The 21177-nt window shown below is 33.9% G+C and carries 15 protein-coding genes; 8 read left to right on the top strand and 7 right to left on the bottom strand.

The window, feature by feature from the left end; translation table 11 throughout:
• The first annotated feature begins 99 nt into the window (after positions 1-99).
• From AAHF52_RS05930 to AAHF52_RS05920, 3 genes are all read left to right on the top strand, one after another.
• The gene (locus AAHF52_RS05930; protein WP_052264853.1) at positions 100-1629 is read left to right on the top strand and encodes a hypothetical protein; all 1530 of its coding nucleotides are present in this window, start codon (positions 100-102) and stop codon (positions 1627-1629) included.
• 233 nt (positions 1630-1862) lie between these two features.
• A complete protein-coding gene (locus AAHF52_RS05925) occupies positions 1863-2570 on the top strand; it encodes a uroporphyrinogen-III synthase (protein ID WP_264376735.1) in 708 nt (235 codons plus the stop codon).
• Entirely contained in the window at positions 2570-3352 is a 783-nt protein-coding gene (locus AAHF52_RS05920) for an exodeoxyribonuclease III (RefSeq protein ID WP_213863914.1), read from the top strand. Before AAHF52_RS05925 ends, AAHF52_RS05920 begins: the two co-directional genes overlap by 1 nt.
• Before the next feature lie 37 nt (positions 3353-3389).
• Here AAHF52_RS05920 and AAHF52_RS05915 read toward each other — a convergent pair whose 3' ends face one another.
• The 6 genes from AAHF52_RS05915 to AAHF52_RS05890 all read right to left on the bottom strand — a co-directional run bounded on the left by AAHF52_RS05915 (position 3390) and on the right by AAHF52_RS05890 (position 14241).
• Positions 3390-4340, bottom strand: coding sequence for a hypothetical protein (locus AAHF52_RS05915; protein ID WP_264376734.1), 951 nt, complete (start codon positions 4338-4340; stop codon positions 3390-3392).
• Positions 4341-5184: 844 nt separating this feature from the next.
• On the bottom strand, positions 5185-7713 hold the full coding sequence (gene polA / locus AAHF52_RS05910; RefSeq protein ID WP_342068401.1) for a DNA polymerase I: 2529 nt from the start codon (positions 7711-7713) through the stop codon (positions 5185-5187).
• Positions 7714-7824: 111 nt separating this feature from the next.
• On the bottom strand, positions 7825-9291 hold the full coding sequence (gatA, locus tag AAHF52_RS05905; RefSeq protein ID WP_264376732.1) for an Asp-tRNA(Asn)/Glu-tRNA(Gln) amidotransferase subunit GatA: 1467 nt from the start codon (positions 9289-9291) through the stop codon (positions 7825-7827).
• Between the two features lie 186 nt (positions 9292-9477).
• The gene (gene gyrB, locus AAHF52_RS05900; RefSeq protein WP_052264704.1) at positions 9478-11850 is read right to left on the bottom strand and encodes a DNA topoisomerase (ATP-hydrolyzing) subunit B; all 2373 of its coding nucleotides are present in this window, start codon (positions 11848-11850) and stop codon (positions 9478-9480) included.
• Between the two features lie 221 nt (positions 11851-12071).
• On the bottom strand, positions 12072-13304 hold the full coding sequence (locus AAHF52_RS05895; protein WP_264376731.1) for a hypothetical protein: 1233 nt from the start codon (positions 13302-13304) through the stop codon (positions 12072-12074).
• A 70-nt stretch (positions 13305-13374) separates the two neighbouring features.
• The gene (locus tag AAHF52_RS05890) at positions 13375-14241 is read right to left on the bottom strand and encodes an ankyrin repeat domain-containing protein (protein ID WP_264376730.1); all 867 of its coding nucleotides are present in this window, start codon (positions 14239-14241) and stop codon (positions 13375-13377) included.
• 232 nt (positions 14242-14473) lie between these two features.
• Between AAHF52_RS05890 and AAHF52_RS05885 the strand changes: the two genes are divergently transcribed.
• From AAHF52_RS05885 to plsY, 5 genes are read left to right on the top strand one after another with little or no spacing between them, the layout of a single operon-like run.
• A complete protein-coding gene (locus tag AAHF52_RS05885; protein ID WP_264376729.1) occupies positions 14474-15157 on the top strand; it encodes a phosphatidylserine decarboxylase in 684 nt (227 codons plus the stop codon).
• Complete coding sequence (locus AAHF52_RS05880) at positions 15154-15939, top strand: CDP-alcohol phosphatidyltransferase family protein (RefSeq protein WP_254229922.1); 786 nt, start codon at positions 15154-15156, stop codon at positions 15937-15939. The genes AAHF52_RS05885 and AAHF52_RS05880 overlap by 4 nt, the downstream gene beginning before the upstream one ends.
• A gap of 8 nt (positions 15940-15947) precedes the next feature.
• Positions 15948-17282: an amino acid carrier protein gene (locus AAHF52_RS05875; RefSeq protein WP_342068400.1), complete on the top strand. Its 1335-nt coding sequence runs from the start codon at positions 15948-15950 to the stop codon at positions 17280-17282.
• A 2-nt stretch (positions 17283-17284) separates the two neighbouring features.
• The gene (locus AAHF52_RS05870) at positions 17285-18751 is read left to right on the top strand and encodes an alanine/glycine:cation symporter family protein (protein WP_052264702.1); all 1467 of its coding nucleotides are present in this window, start codon (positions 17285-17287) and stop codon (positions 18749-18751) included.
• Between the two features lie 12 nt (positions 18752-18763).
• Positions 18764-19339 carry a glycerol-3-phosphate 1-O-acyltransferase PlsY gene (gene plsY / locus AAHF52_RS05865; protein WP_052264701.1) on the top strand — a complete coding sequence of 192 codons (576 nt, stop codon included), beginning with the start codon at positions 18764-18766 and terminating at the stop codon, positions 19337-19339.
• On the opposite strand, the gene AAHF52_RS05860 is transcribed toward plsY, so the two are convergent.
• Positions 19334-21148 carry a hypothetical protein gene (locus AAHF52_RS05860; RefSeq protein ID WP_264376727.1) on the bottom strand — a complete coding sequence of 605 codons (1815 nt, stop codon included), beginning with the start codon at positions 21146-21148 and terminating at the stop codon, positions 19334-19336. The genes plsY and AAHF52_RS05860 overlap by 6 nt on opposite strands.
• Between the last annotated feature and the right edge of the window lie 29 nt (positions 21149-21177).

The following is a 21177-nucleotide window of genomic DNA, read 5'->3' as shown; positions in this document are numbered from 1 at the left end:
ATCATTTGAGAGTAAGTGGACATTGTTAGATGAATTAACCCTAACTTAAGAATCAGATATATACAATATTAGTATGTTTAATTAATAGTGAGGTTAAAAATGTCACCTAGTGAAAAAAACTCTTCAAATTTTGTTGAAACTAAGCAAGATGATCTTAAAATGATTCAAGATTCTTCATTAAATTCAGATATCATTCACGATCCCAAGAAGCTAAAAGACAGAATTATGGATCTGTTAAAAGGAGATACAGAATTCTCCAAGATGAAGCAAGGAGATAAGGCCCTTGTAGTAGGTACAGCAAGTGGATTATTTGCAGCAGTGTTACCATTTTTGGCAGTTGGTGCAACACTTGCTATACCAAGTGCTATAGTTGGTCTTACTCTATTTTTCGCTGCGAAAGTTGCTGTAAAAGCAGTTCAATCTGGATATAAAGGGCTCAAATGGTCAGCAGAAAAAACAGTTGAAGGAGCGAAGCATATTGGCGGAAAAATCAAAGATGGTGCTGTATATGCCAAGAATTCGGTAAAAGAAACTGCAAGTTCTGTAAAACAGGCAACACAAGAGAGAGCTAGCTCTACATTAAGAAAAATGGGGGATAACATTCAAAACCTTGGAAGGAAGATGAGTGATAGTGGTGCAAGCGTGTCTAGTTTAGATGGCATCGCATATTCAATAGGTAATGAAGATCAAACTGTTATTTTGAAAACAAAAGAAAAAACGAGAAGTTTTAATAGTGTAAAGGAAATGTTTGTCAAGGAAGTTTTTGAAGACAAAGGTGTGAATAGCTCTGCTTTAACTAGGAAAATATTTTCTAAGCTGGGGGAAAAAATATTAGAGAAAGCTTATTCTGTTGATGGTCAACACAGTGCCAAAAAGGACCAGTTGATCAACCGATTGAAGCAGCAAATAGATTTTATCAATAAATTAGATGCTAAGAAGTTGCAACATTTGTTAGCTAAAGATAATAGCAGCCTATATGAAATTTTTTCTGAACATCATGATGAGATTAAGGAAGTTATTAAAGAATGCAAGGAAGAGCATACTCGTTTTAATACTTTAGAAAGGCTTAATAAGTCAGCAAAAAGGCATAAAGCAAGTTCTATGAATTCACTGGAAAATAGCTTATCAGGTAGTAGTTCAACGAGTTCTATAAGTACTGTTAGCAGCAAAGCAGAATTATTAAATCCTAATGAGCATAAGGAAGTAAAAGAACCTACTTCATTTTGGAGCAAGTTGTTACCATCACTAAAAGGTGGCAAAAAGCCAGAGGAAGCTACTTATATAAGATATCAAGATTCTGAGTTGGATCAGATACAATCTGCGGAGATAGGAAATAGCCGTTTTTATGTTGCTCCGGAGAAACCGCCAAGAAGCAATTCAACGGGTTCTTTAAGCACTGACAGTACTGCTACAACTTCTAGCTTTGCCAGTTACCGTCGTAATTCTGATAGTGGGTTCAATTCACCAAGTTCTTCTCCGCAACATGGTATGTTCACTGAGAAAAATGGCAAGCTAAAAACCCAAGCTGACTTAAGAAAGACAGGTTCTTTGGACAAATTGGTGGGACCTTCTTCAACAGTAACTGCTGAAGTCGATGTAGAGCATCAAGCTCCAAAAATGAAGATATAGAGAGTAAACAAAACTATCTATCTTCTTAAAAAAGATGTTACTCAGTGAGTAACATCTTTTTTTCATTTGATCAAAAACATTCGCTTATTTAAGATCAGTTTTCTAGCACTGGGCCAATTATGGAGTTTCTTTTGCCTTTTTTCTAGGTTATGCAAGAAACTTGAAAAATAAAATTTTTATTCAATAATTTGTGTATAAGGGATATCATTTTACTGCTAGCGAAATAAACCAGAATGAAGTCTATTTTATTGACAAGGCCTTTATTAGATTCGTTGAGCACAAGAAGCACGCTAAAAAAATATGGATACAAAGTTTTTATAGAGCCAGTATTCACAATAAAGTACTTAAATCCTGATATATCCGCGCACGAATTTGATGTTGTGATATCTACAAGTAAAAACAGTGTAAAGGCTTTCAGTCAAATATGCAAAGAGGATAACTTTTCGATTATTACAGTTGGTAATTCAACTATGCAGGCTGCAAAAAATTTGGGATTTTCCGATATAATCTCAGCAGACAGCAACGTTGATGGTCTGATATCATTCATAAAATCTCATTATTCAAATGCAATAAAGTTCTTATATATAAGGGGACAAGAAGTATCATGTGACCTAAAAAAAAGATTATCTGAAGAAGGTTTTAACGTAAGAGAAGTTGTACTCTATAAAACAATTACTAAAAGGAGTCTAACTAATAGGTGTAAAAATTTACTATTGGACGGTAAAATTGATAGCGTTGCTTTTTTTTCCTCACAAACTGCAAGGGTATTTTGTTCATTAGTTCTAAAAAGTGGGCTATCTCCTGTGATGAATAATACAATTGCATATACCATGAGTAAAAACATTGCTGATAGTTTAAAGTTAATCAAGTGGAAAAAAATTATAACATCGAGGTTGCCCACAGGGGAGAGTTTAATTGATATAATTAATAAGGATTGTTGATGCTAAAGATTGCAACTTGGAATGTAAACTCCATACGTAAAAGAATTAACCAACTTTGTAGTTTTATAGTTGATAGTCAGATAGATATAGTTTTGCTGCAAGAGATAAAATGTACAGAAGAGCAATTTCCTTATGCAGAGATAGAAAAGTTAGGATATGAATATGCTGTCTATGGACAGGTTGCAAGAAATGGTGTTTGTGTTTTATCTAAATATCTAATACTGGAAAAATTAAAAATTGATATTGTAGAGAGTCATCAAGAAGCACGTTATATAGAGTGTGTGATAAAACACACCAATAATAAGGTAAGGGTAGGAAGTGTATACGTTCCAAACGGTCAAAGCCCAGACTCTCATACTTTTGAGTATAAACTCAAGTTTTTTGATAACCTATATAAAAGGATGGGCACTTTGTTGAAAAATGAAGAGTTAACTATTATAGCTGGCGATTATAATGTTGCACTGGATGAAATTGATGTTTTTGATTCAAATTTATTAAATGGCCAAGTGTGCTTTCATATAAAAGAGCGTGAGAAATTAAGAGCGATCTTGAATCTTGGTTTTAAAGATGCATTTAGAATATCTCACCTCAACTTACAACAATTCACTTGGTGGCATTATCAAGGTAATTCACTCAGAAACAATCAAGGAATGCGAATAGATCATATGCTGCTATCGCCACAAGCTGCAGATAAATTGGAAACATGTTACATAGATGATAGGTTGCGTAAACTAGAAAACCCATCTGATCATACTCCTGTTGTATGTGTTATAAAACAATAAAAGACCTATTACACAATTCACCTTTGGCAAATAGGTCTTACTTGACTGCTGTCTTTTCTGTGCTTTTGGCTGGCTGATCTATAGTAATTTTTCCATCAAGCATAGTAAGCTGCTCACCCCCTTTATTTCCCACCTGAGGAGCTTGTTCCGGAGTAGGTTGTTTTTTACTCCCGTCAGCAATTGTTTCAAGAGAGCTTTCAATTGGGGTTTTTAAAATATCATCAATACCCTTGTAAATTTTTTCATTCAATTTTGCTCTCTTTTCTGTATCATCTTTATCTGGTGAGCTAGGGTCATATAAAGTACCTGGCCTATTATTTGAAAAAAGAACTTCAATTCCTCCCTTTACAGCAAATATTGTACCAATAACAGCAGCAACTATCGCAAGTGTAGTAGGACCAAAAATTAATATTGAAGCAATGGAAAAAAGAATAGGAAGAAAAACCTTACGTAAGCACTTTGTTACCATCTCTTGATCACTAAGTAGTGGTTCATCCTCTTCTTTTTTATCTCCACCTAAAAATGGTATTTTTTCTTTCACTCCATCCATAAAGGAGCCAGAAATATTTTTCGGGTCTATTTTTATTCCCAATGGGAACCCAACAAGTTTTATTAGTAAATCTTTAGCTTCTGTACCACGTACATCATCTAAGCATTCCTCTACTACTTGCTTTACTTTACTATCTTCCTCTCCAGCCAATTTTTTCTCTCTAACTTCTTTAAATATAGAAAGTAAAAACTGACAAAAATTCTCTTCACTGAGTGGTCTTATTTTTTCCGGATTGACATTAGTTAGTAGTATCTTCTTATAAGCTAATATAAAATAATCAGTTATTCCTTTGCTCTCCTTTAATTTGGCTTTAACTTCTAATACTTTTACAAAGTAATCGTAAATTTCCTTATGTTCCTTCTTGAAGAGCATCTCATTTTGCCCGGTCACCTGAGTAGATGACTCTAAAGGCTTATTTTTTGCTTTTGGAACTGTCATAACGATCTATTTGTACTAACCTATGCTATAATTATAGCATATTTTTCGCATTAATTCAAATTTCTTAGAACCTGTCTTGAAAGGGAAAAAAGAAAAGAATAAAGCAAGAAATAGAAAAGTAACAAATGATAAGGGAATGTAAAAAATTGCTTCCATATATTTTAAATCTGATTATAATTACAGTTAGAGATATTTTAAGAGCTCAAAATCTATCTTTGTCTGCAGACTTTTCAGTCAAATTTTTAATCAAAAAGCGTAGCGTATCTTCTTTAGTGCATGTAAATATGCTTAATCTCTGTTGTATGTGCGCTGCACTTTTTTCTAATCTTTTTTTTACACAGGGGGATTTTATGTCCAGAATTCCAGATATTTGACCCTTACTTTAGCTAAAAACCAATAGGCGCCTATTGTTTAACGCTAATTAAAATAAAAATTTTTCTAATATATAGAAAAATCACTGTTTACTGAAAACGGGGCAAGAAAGCTGCTAATGTCACAGAATTTTAGGTAAACGTTGTTTGCTTAACGTGCTCTCCTTACTTCAAGAACTCTTTAATATGACTACTATTATACTTGCGAAATTAACCACTCAAGGCATCCGTTCAGGGGTGTGGCAAAATAAGGTAAAAGTGAATTTACAACAATAAGGCAGTGCCCAGACACTGGAATCCAGCCTTTTGTAGTCTCATTGAAAGCGTTGCTTTTAATATCTATGATTAGGTTGCTTGTGAGCACCAGTGTCAAGCACTGGGATGACATTACTTTTGCTTCAATATTTACACATTAGCCATGCATCTGAACAGATACTACTTAAGTCCTTTCAAGACAGGTTCTTAGGGTATAATTAAGAAAAGCCCCAGTTGTCGCTAATTTTTATTTCTACTTCAAGTGGTATAGAAATTTCTACTGCATTTTCCATTATATCTTTCATAAGTTTTGCTGTTTCTTGCACTCTGCTCTCTTCCACTTCTACAAGTAATTCATCATGAACCTGGAGGATTATTTTACCTGACTTTAACTGATCAAAAAGCCGAATCATCGCGCGTTTTATTATATCAGCGGCAGTTCCCTGCAGTGGTGCATTTATTGCTGCCCTTTCTGCAAATTGTCTTAGATAAGGAATTTTATTGTTGATGTCTCTTACAAAACATCTTCTACCAAACAAAGTCTCTACATAACCATGATTTCTCGCGATAGATACTGCTTTTTCCATATAGACCTTTATTTCTGGGTAACAAGAAAAATAGTAATTAATGTATTCAGCAGCCTCTTGAAAGGTAATGCCAAGTCGCTTTGCAAGGCCAAATGGACTAATGCCATATATAATGCCAAAATTAATGGTTTTTGCTTTGCGTCTTAATTGCTCATCTATTTCTTGCACTCCAAAAACTTGTCTTGCAGTGATATCATGAATATCTTGCCTGTTTGCAAAAGCTTCTTTAAATGCGGTAACATTTGCAACGTGTGCCAGGAGTTTTAATTCTATTTGTGAATAGTCGGCAGAAATTATCTTGCAACCTTTTGGTGCAATAAATGCTTGTCTGATGAAATTTCCTTCTTCGCTCCTGATAGGAATATTCTGCAAGTTAGGGTTGCTCGAGCTCAGCCTTCCAGTTGCAGTCACAGTTGTTGAAAAACTTGTGTGTATTCTACCATCAATAGGATCAACTTGCTTTATTAGCGCATCAGTGTAGGTACCCTTTAATTTACTTAAATGTCGCCAATTTAAAATTTTACTTGCAATTTCTACTCCTTCTTCTTCAAGAGCCTCTAGAACTTCATAATTAGTGCTATACGACCCAGATTTTGACTTTTTCTTTTTACTTAGCTCCATTTTATTAAACAAAACATCACTTAATTGTTTTGGCGATGCAATGTTGAATTTTTCTCCTGCTAAATTATGTATATCGTTTTCAAGTACAGCAATTAGCTGCTCAAACTTATCAGACAATTCCTGTAGTTTTTGAATATTGAGCAGTATTCCATTTTTCTCCATATCAAATACTACTTTCATGAGAGGCCTGTCGAAGCGTTCGTAAATCGTAAAAAGTTTTTCCTGAAATAATCTTTGTGTCAGTTTCTCATGGATCGCCATTAAAGTTTTTGCCGAAAAATTTTCTACATTCTCACTCAAATTATGCGCAACTATGTTTGGAATGCTGTGATCATGCTTACCTGTGTCAAAACTATATGACATGATCATCAAGTCATCAATTGAGTCTAGCACTCTCTCTATTGTAGGAAATATTTCTCTGATCTTTCTAATATCATGTATTATTTTAAGCACCCCATTTGAAAATAAAGTTGAATTTATTATAGTGAGTGCATCTTGTAGGCAGCTTTGATCTATGTAGAAAATATTATCTTCACTGCAAGATAAGGAGATTTCGTTTAATGCATTGTTTTCAAAGTGGCAATGAATTGCAATTTTACCTTCATATCTGCAATACTCCAAAAATTTTTCTAATTCTTCACTACTATATTCTGTTTTCTCTTTTGTGCTAGATCCACTATAAGAAAAAAGCTTTTCTACTTTTCCTATCAATGAATTAAATTCATATTTCTTCAAAAAGGATAACAATTTTTCCATATTTGGAGGATGGACTTCATATTTTACAATATCATGTTGAAGATCTACTTTTTTGCATAGTGACAAAAGTTCTCTTGAAATTAGTGCTTTTTCCTTATGCTCAGTAAGAATATTACGAACTCTTGTTTGCTCAATGTTATTGATGTTTTCTATAATGTTATCCAATGAATCAAATTCATCTAGTAATTTAGCTGCAGTCTTTGGCCCTATTCCTGGAACGCCTGGAATGTTATCAGATGCATCTCCAGTTAGAGAAAATAAATCAAGAAGCTTATTTGAATTTACACCAAATTTTTCTATCACTTGTTTTTCATCTACGTATATATTTTTGATAGGATCAAATATTAGAATGTTGTAATTCAAAAGTTGAAATAAGTCTTTATCTGATGAGACTACTACTACTTTAAAGTCTTCGTAGTTGGCATATTTTGCAGCTAGTGTTGCAATTATGTCATCTGCTTCATAGCCTTCAATCTCTTCATAGCTGAAGTTAAAAGCTTCTACCGCTTCTCTCAGTATTGTAAATTGTGGAATTAGATCCTCAGGAGGTGTTACTCTGTTTGCTTTGTACTCAGAATATAAACTGTGCCTGAAATTTTTTTTGCCAGAATCAAGTGCTATAGTTAAGTAGTCCGAATGGGAAATATACTTCAGAACCATATTAAGAAAACCGTACACAGCACCTACTGGAATACCAGCTGTGGTAGTCAAATGATGCAAAACGTAATAAGCTCTGAAAAGAAAACCATAACCATCAATGATTGTGAAAGTTTTTTCTTTCATTGTAGATATTTATGTGTGCCTTTGATGGTCTGTTATTTAGCTATAAAAATCAAGCTCTTGTTTCCTATAGCCAAAATAATCATAATGCTATAGTTACTATAAGAAAACATATTACGTAAGGGAATTAACTATTCTGCCACAATTTTGCTCTATCACACTTGCCATATTTAATATTCCAGCTTCATCGTAATAATTTCCAATCACTTGCAAAGCAAGTGGTAAGCCTTCATTGGAAAGTCCAACAGGAACAGAAATAGCAGGTAACCCCGCTAAGCTTGCCGGCACGGTAAACACATCATTGATGCACATAATTAGCGGGTCTGGCTTTTCATTTAAACCAAAAGCTTCTGTTGGAGCAGATGGCACAAGTATGTAATCTATTTTTTCAAACGCTTTTATAAAATCATTTCTAATTAATGCCCTAATGCACTGTGCTTTTTCATAATACTCATTGTAATGACCTGAAGAAAGCGCATAAGCACCAATTAAAATTCTCCTTTTCACTTCTTTACCAAAACCTTCTGCTCTTGTTAGCGAATACATTTCTTCAAGGGTATCAGCATCAACCCTGAATCCGTAACGTACACCATCATAGCGAGCAAGGTTAGACGAAGTTTCAGCAGAACAAATTAGATAGTAAACCGGTATCGCATATTTAGTATGAGGCAGAGTAATGTCAACAACTTCAGCACCGTTTTCTTTTAAATAGGAAGCAATTTTTTCCCAATTATGAACTATTTTATCTGAAATTCCATCCATCTTATACTCTTTTGGTATACCAATGCGCTTACCCTTAATATCACCATTTATAAAACTGGAAAATTTAGGCACTGTCCTTTTGCTCGATGTTGAATCTTTTTCATCATAGCCACAAATTGTTTCCAGCATTAACGCTGAATCAGAAACGGAACGAGTAATTACTCCTGCTTGATCAAGAGAGCTCGCAAATGCAATCATACCAAAACGCGAACACCTTCCATAAGTTGGCTTTATTCCCACTACTCCGCAATAAGCTGCTGGTTGACGTACAGACCCACCAGTATCGCTTCCTAATGCTCCAGCACATAAAAACCCAGCAACTGATGCTGCAGATCCACCAGAGGACCCACCAGGAACAACTTTTTCTCCGTCACTTTTTCTAATCCACACATTTTCAACAGGACCAAAATAGCTGTTTGTGTTCGCAGAACCCATAGCAAACTCATCCATGTTAAGTTTACCAAGCATGGCTGCTCCATTTTTTAAAAGCAAGTTAGATACCGTAGATTCATAAGTCGGGATGAAATTTTCCAGCATTTTTGAGCATGCTGTTGTTTTTATTCCTTTTGTACAGAATAAATCTTTAACACCAACTGGTATGCCCATAAGTGGTGAAATATTATCTTTTTGTTTCAAGAAGTATTCATCTGCTATTTTAGCAGCTTTTATCGCGATTTCTGGGGTTTTTGTTACAAATGCATTTAGTTGCTCATTTTCGACTGCATTAACATGCGTCTCTACAAGCTCAACAGCAGAAAAATCTCCCCGCCTAAGTCCATCATGCATCTCTGTAATAGTGAGCCTTCTCAATTCATTCATTAATATTCAATTTTAGCGAGGTATTAATTATAACAACAATAGGGCAGAAAATCTATATATTTATGATCGAAAACGGGAATACAACCGAGATCAATTCAGATTTCTGAAATGGATTGGTTAGTAGTACGTTTTAAATAGCCGGTTTGGCACACAATGCTAAGCCATAAGGGTTTAGCGTTTCTAAAATCAAATATCAACATCATGCACGTTAAGTGCATTGTTATTTATAAAGTCACGACGTGGTTCAACTATATCACCCATTAGCACCGAGAATATACTATCTGCTTCTTCACAATCTTTTATTTCAACTTTTAACAGAGTTCTAGTTTCTGGATTGAGTGTAGTTTCCCAAAGCTGATCAGCATTCATTTCACCAAGGCCTTTAAATCTCTGCAGAGTTAAACCTTTTTTACCATAATCCATCACTATTTTTGCGAGTGCACTTGGAGACTTTATTTTTATTTCAGTTTCTTGCGACTGTAAAAATGAATCACCATTAAATAAGTCAATTATGTTATCAAGAGAACTCAATATATTCCGTATTTCTTTACTTTCAAGCATACTAAGCGAGAATACATATTTGTCTGCTAACCCTTGAAACAATTTAGCAATGTGAATTTCCTCATCTTTTACTTCTACTTCCCAATTATATTCACTATACATCAATTTTAAATATTTTAATATCTCATCAGCAGACAATAGAGCATTCTTTTTGCTTAAAATTAGCAATGATTCTAAGAGATCTTTTGGTATTTCCCTATCATAATTTTTGCTAATGTTTGAAATACTGAGGCACTTATTCAAAACGAAACGCAAATCTTTGCCTACACCATTTAATGTTAATCTTTTAATCGCTGAATTTACTATATACTCTTCAAAAGTTTCATCATCTTTGATATAAGTATCTTTAGCATTTTTTGTAACTTTATAGAGCGGTGGCTGCGCTATGTATAAATACCCTTTCTCAATTACTTCACGCATATGTCTAAAAAAGAAAGTTAGAATCAAAGTTCTTATATGCGAGCCATCAACGTCTGCGTCTGTCATAATGATAATTTTATGATACCTAGTTTTTTCAATATCGAAGTGCTCACTCCCTATTCCAGCCCCAATTGCCGTGATCAGAGAGCCAATTTCTGCAGATGAAAAAATACGATCCAGCCCTGCACGTTCTACGTTTAGAATTTTCCCTCTTAAAGCAAGTACCGCCTGTGTTTTACGATTACGTCCCTGCTTTGCAGTACCACCTGCGGAATTACCCTCTACTATAAACAATTCCGATAACTCAGGAACTTTTTCCTGACAATCGGCAAGCTTTCCCGGTAGAGTTGCAATATTAATATTGTTTTTATTTTTAACTAACTCTCGTGCTTTTCTTGCGGCTTCTCTTCCTTTTGCTGACCTAATCGCTCTTTCTACTATACTTGCTGCTAACTTGGGGTCAGTTTCAAGTATTGTACTCAACTTGTCAAAAACTATGCTCTCTACAACTGCCCGCGCTTCAGAACTGACCAATTTATCTTTTGTCTGTGAAGAAAATTTAGGATCAGGCATCTTGAGAGATAAAACACAAGTTAAGCCTTCTCTAACATCTTCTCCAGTCAAATTCACTTTTGCCTTCTTCAAAAAACCTTCATTGTTTGCATAGTTATTGATACATCTGGTTAGTGCAGATCTAAACCCTGCCAAATGCGTACCACCATCCCGTTGTCTTATATTATTTGTGAAGCATAGCATATTCTCATAGTAGGAATCATTCCACTCCATTGATATTTCTACACTGGTACCTAGATCTTTTACATTATCTCTAATGCTGGCAATTTTAGTAACATGTGTCTTATTCTTGTCTAAGTACCGTACAAAATTAGCTGTACCAAAATTATCTTCAGACTCTTTACTATCGTTAAAATGAGACTCTACATGTGGTTTATTACGGAGATCACGCAAAATGATCTCAATATTTGAGTTTAAAAATGCCAATTCTCTGATGCGACTCTCAAGAGTGGAGTAACTAAAATCAATACTACTAAAAGTCCCCGTTGATGGCATAAACGTTACTCTAGTTCCTCTTTTATTTGTGTTTTCATTAATTATCTTTAAAGATTCAATAGACTCACCATCTTCAAAGCGCATAAAATGTTCTTTTTTATTGCGCCAGATGGTTAATTCCAGCCAACTTGATAATGCATTCACAACTGAAATTCCAACACCATGTAATCCTCCGGAAACCTTATAGGTATTGCTGTCAAATTTACCTCCTGCATGCAATTGGGTCATTATTACTTCTGCTGCCGATATTCCTTCCTCTGGATGAATGTCTGTTGGAATGCCACGACCGTTGTCGGTTACAGAAACTGAACCATCTTCATTTATGCTAACTTCAATCTTACTACAATAACCAGCTAAAGACTCATCTATCGCATTATCAACAACCTCATACACCATATGGTGCAAGCCTGATCCATCATCAGTGTCACCAATATACATACCTGGACGCTTTCTTACAGCATCAAGACCTCTTAGGATTTTTATTGCGTCGGCGTTGTAGTTACTTTCCATGGAATTGCTTTATTTATAAATATTAATTAATATTACATTTGTATGTGCTGATTAGCAACATCTTTAAGTTGAGAGAAGGATCCTTGACATGTAGATAAAACATAACATATCACCTACACGAAGTGGTTTTACATGTTATTTCAATACATAAACTTAAGTTCAAATAATCATACAAAACTCTGCTTCATATTTTAAAATAAATGGCGACAATCAAATACAATTTACCTTCTCCTTTCAATTGGACTTTCTAGCTCAACACAGGATAAGTTGCTCATACACTCTTCTAATATTTCATTCTTTTTATCATTGTTTAATCTATTGCTGAACTCTTGACACCTTCTCTCAAGAGCTGAATGCGTAGTCATAATATACCTTACTGTTTCAGATGATAACTCTGGTAACTCGCTACGGATCCTTTCTTGTTCTGTTCCAGAGAAATTGGTGAAATTGGCTCTGGCCATTTCAGGGAATTTTTGTGTGATCGTTTCTTTTATCATTTCTCTAGCCTCTTCTCCATCGAGTGTAATAACCACTGATGGATGTAAGCCAGATAAAGACTCAAATAATTTATTGTATGTTCCACCTGCACAACTTTGACCTTGATTACCGTAAGTTGTTGCAGCGTCTACAAGACCTTTTACAAACATATCCTTTCTATTTTTTATGCCTGCATCACTCAAAGGAATTCTTTGATTCTCTGTTCCTGTATTTCTATCATTGCAGGCTTTCCAACATAAAATAGCTGCTTGCTTTAATGTTAACTTACTATGATTGTCTTTAAAATTATCTCCTGTTCTATTGATAAATCTTAAGCATTCAAGTGCATGAGATTTATCGCCTTCTGTAAATTCATTTGATTGTTTGATGTACTCTTCAATGTCGGTTGTGTTGCCTCTATTTAGCTGTACATAGAATTCATCTTTGCTTAAATTCTCTTTATACTTTTCTATGAGTCTATCAACACTCAAGTTTATACTAGCAACTGCACTTGGGTCATGAGTAGTTTGTGCCATAAAAGGAATGGCTGCTAAATCTTGAAAGAAAATAGGCCTTTCTTCCTCTGGAATTTGTTGTATTAAATCGTTAAACTGCTGTATTTCTTCAATGAGTGATTTGTTTAGCAAACATAAGCACAATATAGGCAGTACCAAAAGCACACAGGAATTAATAATGTGTATAATTAAAAAAATGCTTAATGTTATTCTAATAACATTTTTTGGCCACGCTGATAATCTTTTTTCATTTTCCCTTGGTTTGAAAAAATAATTTACTAATGATAAATACAAAGAGAGCTGTACAAGAAGAAAAAATGAAGGAATCATACTTACTAATAAAACTATATTAATGAATCTTTTAATTTTATTAGTGTTGTTGTAAGCATTTCGCACTCTTTCTATTAAAGCCTGTACTCTATTTCTATTCTGCTGTTGATTATTATTTTGACCTGCAAACATACCCTGTTCTAACATTAATATATCATGCTATAGAAAGAATGTAAAGAAAGCAAGAAATTTAGAGCTGCTTTTATTTTTGCTTGATTGGGGATATCACTTCTACACTTTCTGCTCCATCTAAGGTACTATTTGGTTTTTTTGCAGTAATCTTGTGAGTTACTTTATTCTCGATATCTGCTCCATATGAGCTAAGTACTTCAATGGCCTTTTCATTTCCACTATTGAGTGCAATATCCAAAGCATCTATTCCATCTTTATTTTTGTGGTTGATAAAATCCTTCAACTGATCTCTACCAAAGCTTTCTATATATTGTTTAATGATGAGTTCCACTACTTTTCCAGGACAATTATTAGCAGCAGGAAAAAGTATTGTGTTGTTATTATTATCTTTTTTCGTTATGTCTGCTTTGAGTTTATTTATCAAATACTCGATAACTTCTACTCTGCTATCATCCTTTGCTTCAGTGCATTGCCTAATAGCTAAAAATAAAGCTGTACGCCCATTATTATCAATATCTTCAATATTCTGTCCCTTGTCAACTAAGGCTTGTATTACACTTTTATTTCCATATAAAGTAGCAAGGTGAAAAGGTGTATGTCCTTCAGTGCTTTCTCTTTCATCAATTGACGCACCATTGCTAGCTAGCAATTCTATAAACTCTGGCGTGTTTGCAAAAATTGCAAGGTGCATTGGTGTTAAGTCATCTTTGCCATGATTTCCAGTTTTTGCGTTAACGTTTGCTCCGTTATTTATCAGCAATTTCGCTATTTCAAACTGCTTATACCCGATAGCAATATGTAGTGGTGTACGATTACGTTCATAATTATCATTGACATTTGCACCAAACTTTATTAGCAGCTCTGTAGCTTCAATATCACCCATCCGAATTGCAGAGTATAAGGAAGGAGATTCATCTTTTTCTATTTCCCCTGTCATACGAAATTAAGAACACAACAATTCATATATTATTAAGAATTATTATTAAGTTTTTATTAAAATAATATTAACAATAGCTAAGAAATTAAATTTTCATTAAAAATTAATCTCTATCAATGGTTATATAAGCAAATGTTTATATAACCATTCCAAAAGTGAAGAAGTGAAAAAAAGCTTTTCATGAGAAATTATAAATGATAAATTGTTAATAATGAATTATCGAGAATAAATTATGTGCTTTGGTTTACCTAACATAAACAGAGAAGGTTATTTATTTATAGTTGTTTCCTTTATCGTAACATGTATAGCATTCTCTATATCTTGGGGAGCTGGAATTACTTGCTTATTTCCAACGTTATTATGTACCTATTTTTTTCGTGATCCAGCAAGAGCTGTACCAAACAATAAGGACTTTATATTAAGTCCTGCTGATGGTGTAATTTCAAAGATAGAAGAAGTTAGTTACTCTTTATCAGAAGAGAATGAAGAAGAAAAGAAGTTTACGCTTGTTAGCATATTTCTAAGCGTTTTGAATGTCCATGTGAATCGTATACCAATATCTGGTACGATAAAGGAAATGAGCTACAAGAAAGGCAAGTTTGTTTCTGCAATGAGTAATAGGTCCAGTAATGAAAATGAAAAGCAGATTATTGTGATTGAATATGAAAAGGGAAAAGAAATCATTGTGGAACAAATAGCTGGATTTATTGCACGCCGCATTGTTTGTAATTTGAGGACATCTCAGAGCGTAAAAGCAGGTGAAAGATTTGGAATTATAAGATTTGGTAGCAGAGTAAATATTTATATTCCTATTGGTATAGAAGTAAGAGTTTCAGAAGGACAAACTGTTATTGGTGGTGAAACAATTATAGCAGATTTTAATAAACAAGAAAAGCTTACTTTTGATGTTATATGAATAACGATGAAAGTAACAGTAAATTTTTACCTATTACCAAGTTATTCCCAAACTTTATAACTTTATTAGGTTTATGTGCTGGCCTTACTTCACTTAAATTCACATTTAATGAACAATGGGAATTTTCAGCAATTTTTATTATCATTGCAGCAATAATAGATGGAATGGACGGCAGGATAGCCAGAATTTTAAAATCAACCAGCGATTTTGGAGCACAACTCGATTCTTTTGCAGATTTTCTAAATTTTGGTTCAGCACCTGCTTTTCTTTTATATTTTTGGAAGTTAAATGAAATTAAAGTTGTAGGATGGATTTTAGTAATGATATATGTAATCTGCATATCAATAAGACTTGCAAGATTCAATGTTTCGCTACATTTAGAGCAATTATACTGGAAAAAATTTTTCTTTTCTGGTGTTCCAGCCCCTGTATGCGCTTTACTTGTTCTGTTTCCAATAATTATTACCTTTCAATCTCATGAAAGTGAATATCTACTTCTTATAGAGCAATTTTTTAACGTAAAGAATACAGCTTGTTACTTTTTGACCATCTCATTTTTTTCGATAAGTCATATTCCAACTTTCTCTGCAAAATACATTTATGTCCCTAAAAGTTTATCCTATATATTTGTGTCATTTTTTGGAATATTGATCATACTGTTTATAAGCAAGCCCTGGATAACACTACCAATTTTAGGTGTAGTTTATATCTTGACTATTCCAATAAGTATCGGACTTTATATACATTACGCATATAAAACTAGTCAGCTACATAAAAAATAGTGAGCAGCATGATTATAAAAGTAACTGATCTATTAAACTCTTTTTTATATATAAAGATATTCAACATACCATTTATAATTATTTGGGTAATTGCAACTGGGGTTTTTTGTACGATTCGATTCAAATTCATTAACTTTAGGTTGTTCAAATATGGAATACAAACACTATTCAACCTAGAGAGCCATAATAATAACGGCATAATCACCCACATTCAGGCATTTGCAACGGTAATTTCAGGAACAGTTGGTCTTGGAACAATATCAGGAGTTGCAATAGCTATTACAATAGGGGGGCCAAGTGCAGTTTTTTGGATGATAATTACCGGAGTACTTGGCATGTCAATAAAATTTGCTGAAGTAGTGCTTGCATTTACTCATCGCTCTGAAAACACAACTGGTGGGGCTTTTTATTATATGGAACATGGACTTGCAAAGATTGGATTTATGAAGACTGGCAAATTCCTTGCATTTATCTACGCAGTTATGCTGCTTGTTGCAATGATTCTAGGCGGCATACCATTTCAGGCAAATCAAATTGCAGCGTTGTCAAGTAACTTATTTGAATACAACACATCTGTTATTATCTCGCTATTTGTATTAATTGTAATACTGGGAGGAATAAAGCGAATTGCTTTAGTTGCAACAGGTTTAGGGCCGATCATGATAATGTTATATATAGGCATGTGTATATATTTAATCTGTGTAAACGGAAATAATCTACTGAATGCTCTATCTATAATATTTCAAGATATCTTTAACAAATCAGCTATAGGAGGTGGAGTATTGAGTGGATTAATAGCAGGGGTAAGAAGGTCAGTGTTTGCTAATGAAGCAGGTACTGGAACAGCATCTATAGCACATTCGATTGTAAAAGAGAAAGACCCAGTTAAAGTTGGAAGTGTTGCAATGATTGCACCATTTGTAGACACAATATTAGTCTCATTTTTGACTGGTATTGTGATAATTATCACCGATATGCATAGCACTAATACCGTAGGTGATATTACGTTAGTTAGCTCAGCATTTTCAACAGCCTTGCCTTTATTGAGCAAGCTAGCTCTTCCGCTGATAATGTTTTCCTTTGCATTTTCCACAATAATAGCTTACTATTACTACTGTGAAGTTGCCCTGTTGTACTTATTTGGTAACAAAAAAGTACTGATATTGTTCCAAATTCTTATAGTGGGTTCAGTGTATATCAGTTGTATGTCAAAAAATATAGAATTTATATCTTATTTAGGCGATAGCCTGTTTATGTGCCTTATGATTCCAAATGCTGTTGCAATATATCTACTGAGAAGGGAAGTCTTAAATACAATAGATTCTTATTACAAAAGGTATTAAACATGATTTATAGATTGCTTTGCATGATGTTATTTTGCCTATCGTTTAACGATGTATACGCTGCTTCAGTTTTTCATAAAAGTTATGACACTGCATTAAATGGAGTAAGCAACTTCATGAATGAAGTGTTGTTTTTCAAGATCTTTCACGTACCATTTATAATTCTTTTATTGGCCTTTGGTTATATATTTCTAACACTACGTTTTAGATTTCTCAACATAAGGATGTTTAAGCATGCGTTCGCTATTTTATGTGGAAAATATGACACAGATCATCATGATGGTCACATTACGCATTTTCAGGCATTTGTAACCGCGCTATCAAGCACAGTAGGTCTTGGAACTGTTGCTGGTGTTGCAATTGCAATTTCAATGGGAGGGCCAGGAGCGGTACCTTGGATGATGATCACAGGCTTTTTTGGTATGTCTGCAAAATTCGCTGAAGTGACTTTAGCATTCAGGCACAGAACAGAAGGTCAAGAGCAGTTATTCAGTGGTCCCTTTCAATATATAAGAAATGGACTAGAGGAATTTGGATTTAAGAAGCTTGGTATTGTGATAGCTGCAATATATGCAGTGTTTTTTGTATTGTCAGGTCTTGGTGGAAGTGTAGCATTTCAGACTAATCAAATGGTTTCAATATTATCTGGCTATTCAAGCTGGATAGATAGTCATCCTTGGGTTCTTTCCTTCATAATTTCTACATTACTTGCTCTAGTGATTATCGGTGGAATCAGGAGAATAGCTAGAGTATCTTCTGCACTAGTGCCTATTATGTCACTCATATATATTTTGAGTTGTTTCACGATTATTGCATTCAATATTCACAATTTTAGCAATACATTAAAAATATTGTTTTCCAGTATGATAGACTTCAATGCTGTTGGTGGTGGAGTAGTAGGAGCATTTGTCGCTGGGATTCAAAGGGCAATTTTTGCCAGTGAAGCAGGTGTTGGTTCTGCTGCAATTACTCACGCTGTAGCTAAAGATGAGGAGCCGGTTAGGACTGGTCTAGTTGCCATGATAGAACCATGCTTCGATACAATGTTAATTTGTTGTTTGACAGGAATAACAATAGTAATAACAGGCGCATACCAGACTGGCATTGGCGAGGGAATATTGATCACCCAAAAAGCATTTGAAACAGTTTCTTCTTGGTTTCCTATACTTTTAACCATCGCTGCGCCTTTGTTTGCGTTTTCCTCAGTAATTTCATTTGTATATTGTTGTGAAATGGGATGGCTGTATTTGTTTGGTGTAAAAAGTGTAGTAATATATCGTATAGCGGTGGTGGTAGTTGCATTTTTGTCAGGTTTGTCTAAAGATATAATGGCTATTGCTAATATTGGTGGGGCTTTATTCTCTTGTTTAGCACTCATCAATATGACAGCACTTATACTGTTTAGCAATCAGATTAATGATGAAGTTCAATGCTATCTAAAAAGACTGAGGAATAACAAGATCAACTAGATTTTTAGTATAATGGAGAAATATATAATTCTTATATTATCTTACGTAATCGGTTCAATACCGTTTAGCTTAATTATTGCAAAAATAAATGGTATAAATTTAAGAGAAGTAGGTTCAGGAAACATTGGTGCTACAAATGTTGCAAGAACAGGAAATAAGAGACTTGCTGTCCTCGCATTATTTTTAGACTCTTTGAAAGGATTTGTCGCGGTTTATACAGCACAACAATTTTGTGATAATAACGATTTTTATATATATGTATCTGCAATTTTAGCAGTTCTAGGGCATATGTTTCCTATTTGGCTAAGGTTCAATGGAGGAAAGGGAGTTGCAACAACTTTGGGAGTTTTGATAGCACTTAACATTTCTATAGCATTAGCATTTGTATTTGTCTGGCTAATAGTATTTTTTATCTTTCGGTACTCCTCTCTTGCTTCCTTGGCTGCTACTGCAGCAGCTGTTATAGCATCTTTCTTTTTTCAAAAGGAGTTATTCCTTATACTACTCACTGTAGCGATATTAATTTTCTTGAAGCATTACAAAAATATTGCAAATCTTCTGCAAGGCAGAGAACGTAAGTTTTTATGAGCTATGTCTCATTCCTTCTACTACATTACTAGCGGATACTCCATGTGAGAGACGACTTGAGACTACTTCTTCTACTTCTTTTATTATTTCTTCCATGTTTTTTCCACTTTTTTTACATGCATCATCAAGTGCTAATTTTAGCTTACGTATATCATACTCTTCTAGCATCTTATTCATTTCTTCTTTCGTTATCTCTAATTTTTTTAGTAAGATGTTCTCCATTATTTCTCTTTTATCACCTTTATATTGTCCATTTAGTCTGTTATATGCAATGCAACACTTCCTTTCTCGTGGCAAGGCTGACAGATTTTGCAATGTAGCATCTATTTGAGCTTCTATAGGGTTAACTTTCCTAGCCTTTTCAGCAGTTTCTGACCTAAATTTCTCTACTTCTTCTTTTATTATTTCGTCAGCTATTCCCTTAGCTTCATTCAAAAATGAATCCTTAAGAGAAAAATCTATCCTAAGTAAATTTTGGTTTAAAAGCTTCAAAAAGACTTTTCCTTTGATGTTTTCGAGTTGATCGTCTAAACCATCCCCCTGTAGTTTATTTGTTATGTGCTGAGACAGCGCAAAGTGCTCTAATTTATTTAACTTTACAGAGTTAATATTTTTCATTAACGTCAGCACAATTTGTTCACTATATTGAGAAGTAAAACTCAGTAAATTTCTCATTAAGGAAATACTTACTTCTGCAATAAAATCATCAACTATTTTTTGACTTTTATCATCTTCATAATTATTTTGGGCGTTATACCAAGCCCTAAGAATTTCTTTACTGTTCTTCTTATTTTTTAGCCTGTCTAACATAAACTTACGTGCTTCATTTTCTGCTTCTGTAAGGAGCATTTGTCTAGGTGGTGTAAATTTAATCTCTGGATCGGAATGAATACCCTCTAATGTACTTAACATTCTGTAGATAACACCAGTAAAACATGTGTTAGGAATTCGTTCTTTTCTAGAGAAAGTTTGGCTATCTAGTAAATTTGCAATCAACGCGTCTTTTTTATTTTTTACAGCTTCTCTATCTCCATCATTGCAGGCTCTAAGAACTAACAGAAGAATTTGTCCACCAGTGAAGCCAGAGCTATGTTTCTCATTACCTTTGCAAAAATCTTGCAAAAACATTACTAATTTTCCCTTATTCTCATTACTAAATGGTTGGCCATCAAGCATATGTAAGTGATTTATATATTCAATAAATTCTTTAAATCCCTCATTATTAATAGTGTCTTCAGATACTTGTTCAGTATATTTATCTTTTAATTTGTCAATATTTTTAATGATATCATTATTTAATTGATGGGGTAGTAAATGTTCAAGCTTAATATCAAAGCTATTGACTAGCCCACGTGAGTTTTCTTTTATGCCTTCTAAAAAGAAACTAATAGCAGCTTTGAGTAACGTAAATGGATTAAAATCCTTTGGCCTTAATTCACTTTGTAATAGAATTAAAACCATTGCAAGTGGTATTGTTGCAAGTAACGAAACGAGCAGAAAAGTAGTTGTAAAGGTTAGATATGTTACAGAAGCAAAAAATAAAAGGAAAGATGCTATTTTAATTTTATTTTTCTCAAAAAATATTTCCCCATATTCCTTTTTACTTATTTTTTCCTGCTTTGCAGCTTTTATGTCTTTATAAACGTAAAAAGTTTTTATTTCAGATCTAAAAAACAATGTGGCAAAAGATAAAAAGACATTGGCAGGATTAACTAAAATGCTTAAAGAAACAAAAGCTGCGAAGTAACTTGCTGTCTTTAATCTGTAAGAATCCTTTCCAGGAAATTGTATTTGGGAAATACCTATCATAGCCTACTCTCTATAATATTATGATATTG

This window comes from Wolbachia endosymbiont (group B) of Melanargia galathea, assembly GCF_964030625.1.
GTDB lineage: Bacteria > Pseudomonadota > Alphaproteobacteria > Rickettsiales > Anaplasmataceae > Wolbachia.
Note: the sequence above shows the minus strand (reverse complement) of the source record. Positions and strands in the feature narration are given on the sequence as shown.

Excerpts from the sequence above, each read along its gene's own strand:
- AAHF52_RS05895 (WP_264376731.1), bottom strand. The coding sequence starts at position 13,304 with ATGTTTGCAGGTCAAAATAATAATCAACAGCAGAATAGAAATAGAGTA.
- AAHF52_RS05915 (WP_264376734.1), bottom strand. The coding sequence starts at position 4,340 with ATGACAGTTCCAAAAGCAAAAAATAAGCCTTTAGAGTCATCTACTCAG.
- gyrB (WP_052264704.1), bottom strand. The coding sequence starts at position 11,850 with ATGGAAAGTAACTACAACGCCGACGCAATAAAAATCCTAAGAGGTCTT.
- AAHF52_RS05880 (WP_254229922.1), top strand. The coding sequence starts at position 15,154 with ATGAATAACGATGAAAGTAACAGTAAATTTTTACCTATTACCAAGTTA.
- gatA (WP_264376732.1), bottom strand. The coding sequence starts at position 9,291 with ATGAATGAATTGAGAAGGCTCACTATTACAGAGATGCATGATGGACTT.
- AAHF52_RS05925 (WP_264376735.1), top strand. The coding sequence starts at position 1,863 with ATGAAGTCTATTTTATTGACAAGGCCTTTATTAGATTCGTTGAGCACA.
- AAHF52_RS05930 (WP_052264853.1), top strand. The coding sequence starts at position 100 with ATGTCACCTAGTGAAAAAAACTCTTCAAATTTTGTTGAAACTAAGCAA.
- AAHF52_RS05870 (WP_052264702.1), top strand. The coding sequence starts at position 17,285 with ATGATTTATAGATTGCTTTGCATGATGTTATTTTGCCTATCGTTTAAC.
- AAHF52_RS05920 (WP_213863914.1), top strand. The coding sequence starts at position 2,570 with ATGCTAAAGATTGCAACTTGGAATGTAAACTCCATACGTAAAAGAATT.
- plsY (WP_052264701.1), top strand. The coding sequence starts at position 18,764 with ATGGAGAAATATATAATTCTTATATTATCTTACGTAATCGGTTCAATA.
- AAHF52_RS05890 (WP_264376730.1), bottom strand. The coding sequence starts at position 14,241 with ATGACAGGGGAAATAGAAAAAGATGAATCTCCTTCCTTATACTCTGCA.
- polA (WP_342068401.1), bottom strand. The coding sequence starts at position 7,713 with ATGAAAGAAAAAACTTTCACAATCATTGATGGTTATGGTTTTCTTTTC.
- AAHF52_RS05885 (WP_264376729.1), top strand. The coding sequence starts at position 14,474 with ATGTGCTTTGGTTTACCTAACATAAACAGAGAAGGTTATTTATTTATA.
- AAHF52_RS05875 (WP_342068400.1), top strand. The coding sequence starts at position 15,948 with ATGATTATAAAAGTAACTGATCTATTAAACTCTTTTTTATATATAAAG.
- AAHF52_RS05860 (WP_264376727.1), bottom strand. The coding sequence starts at position 21,148 with ATGATAGGTATTTCCCAAATACAATTTCCTGGAAAGGATTCTTACAGA.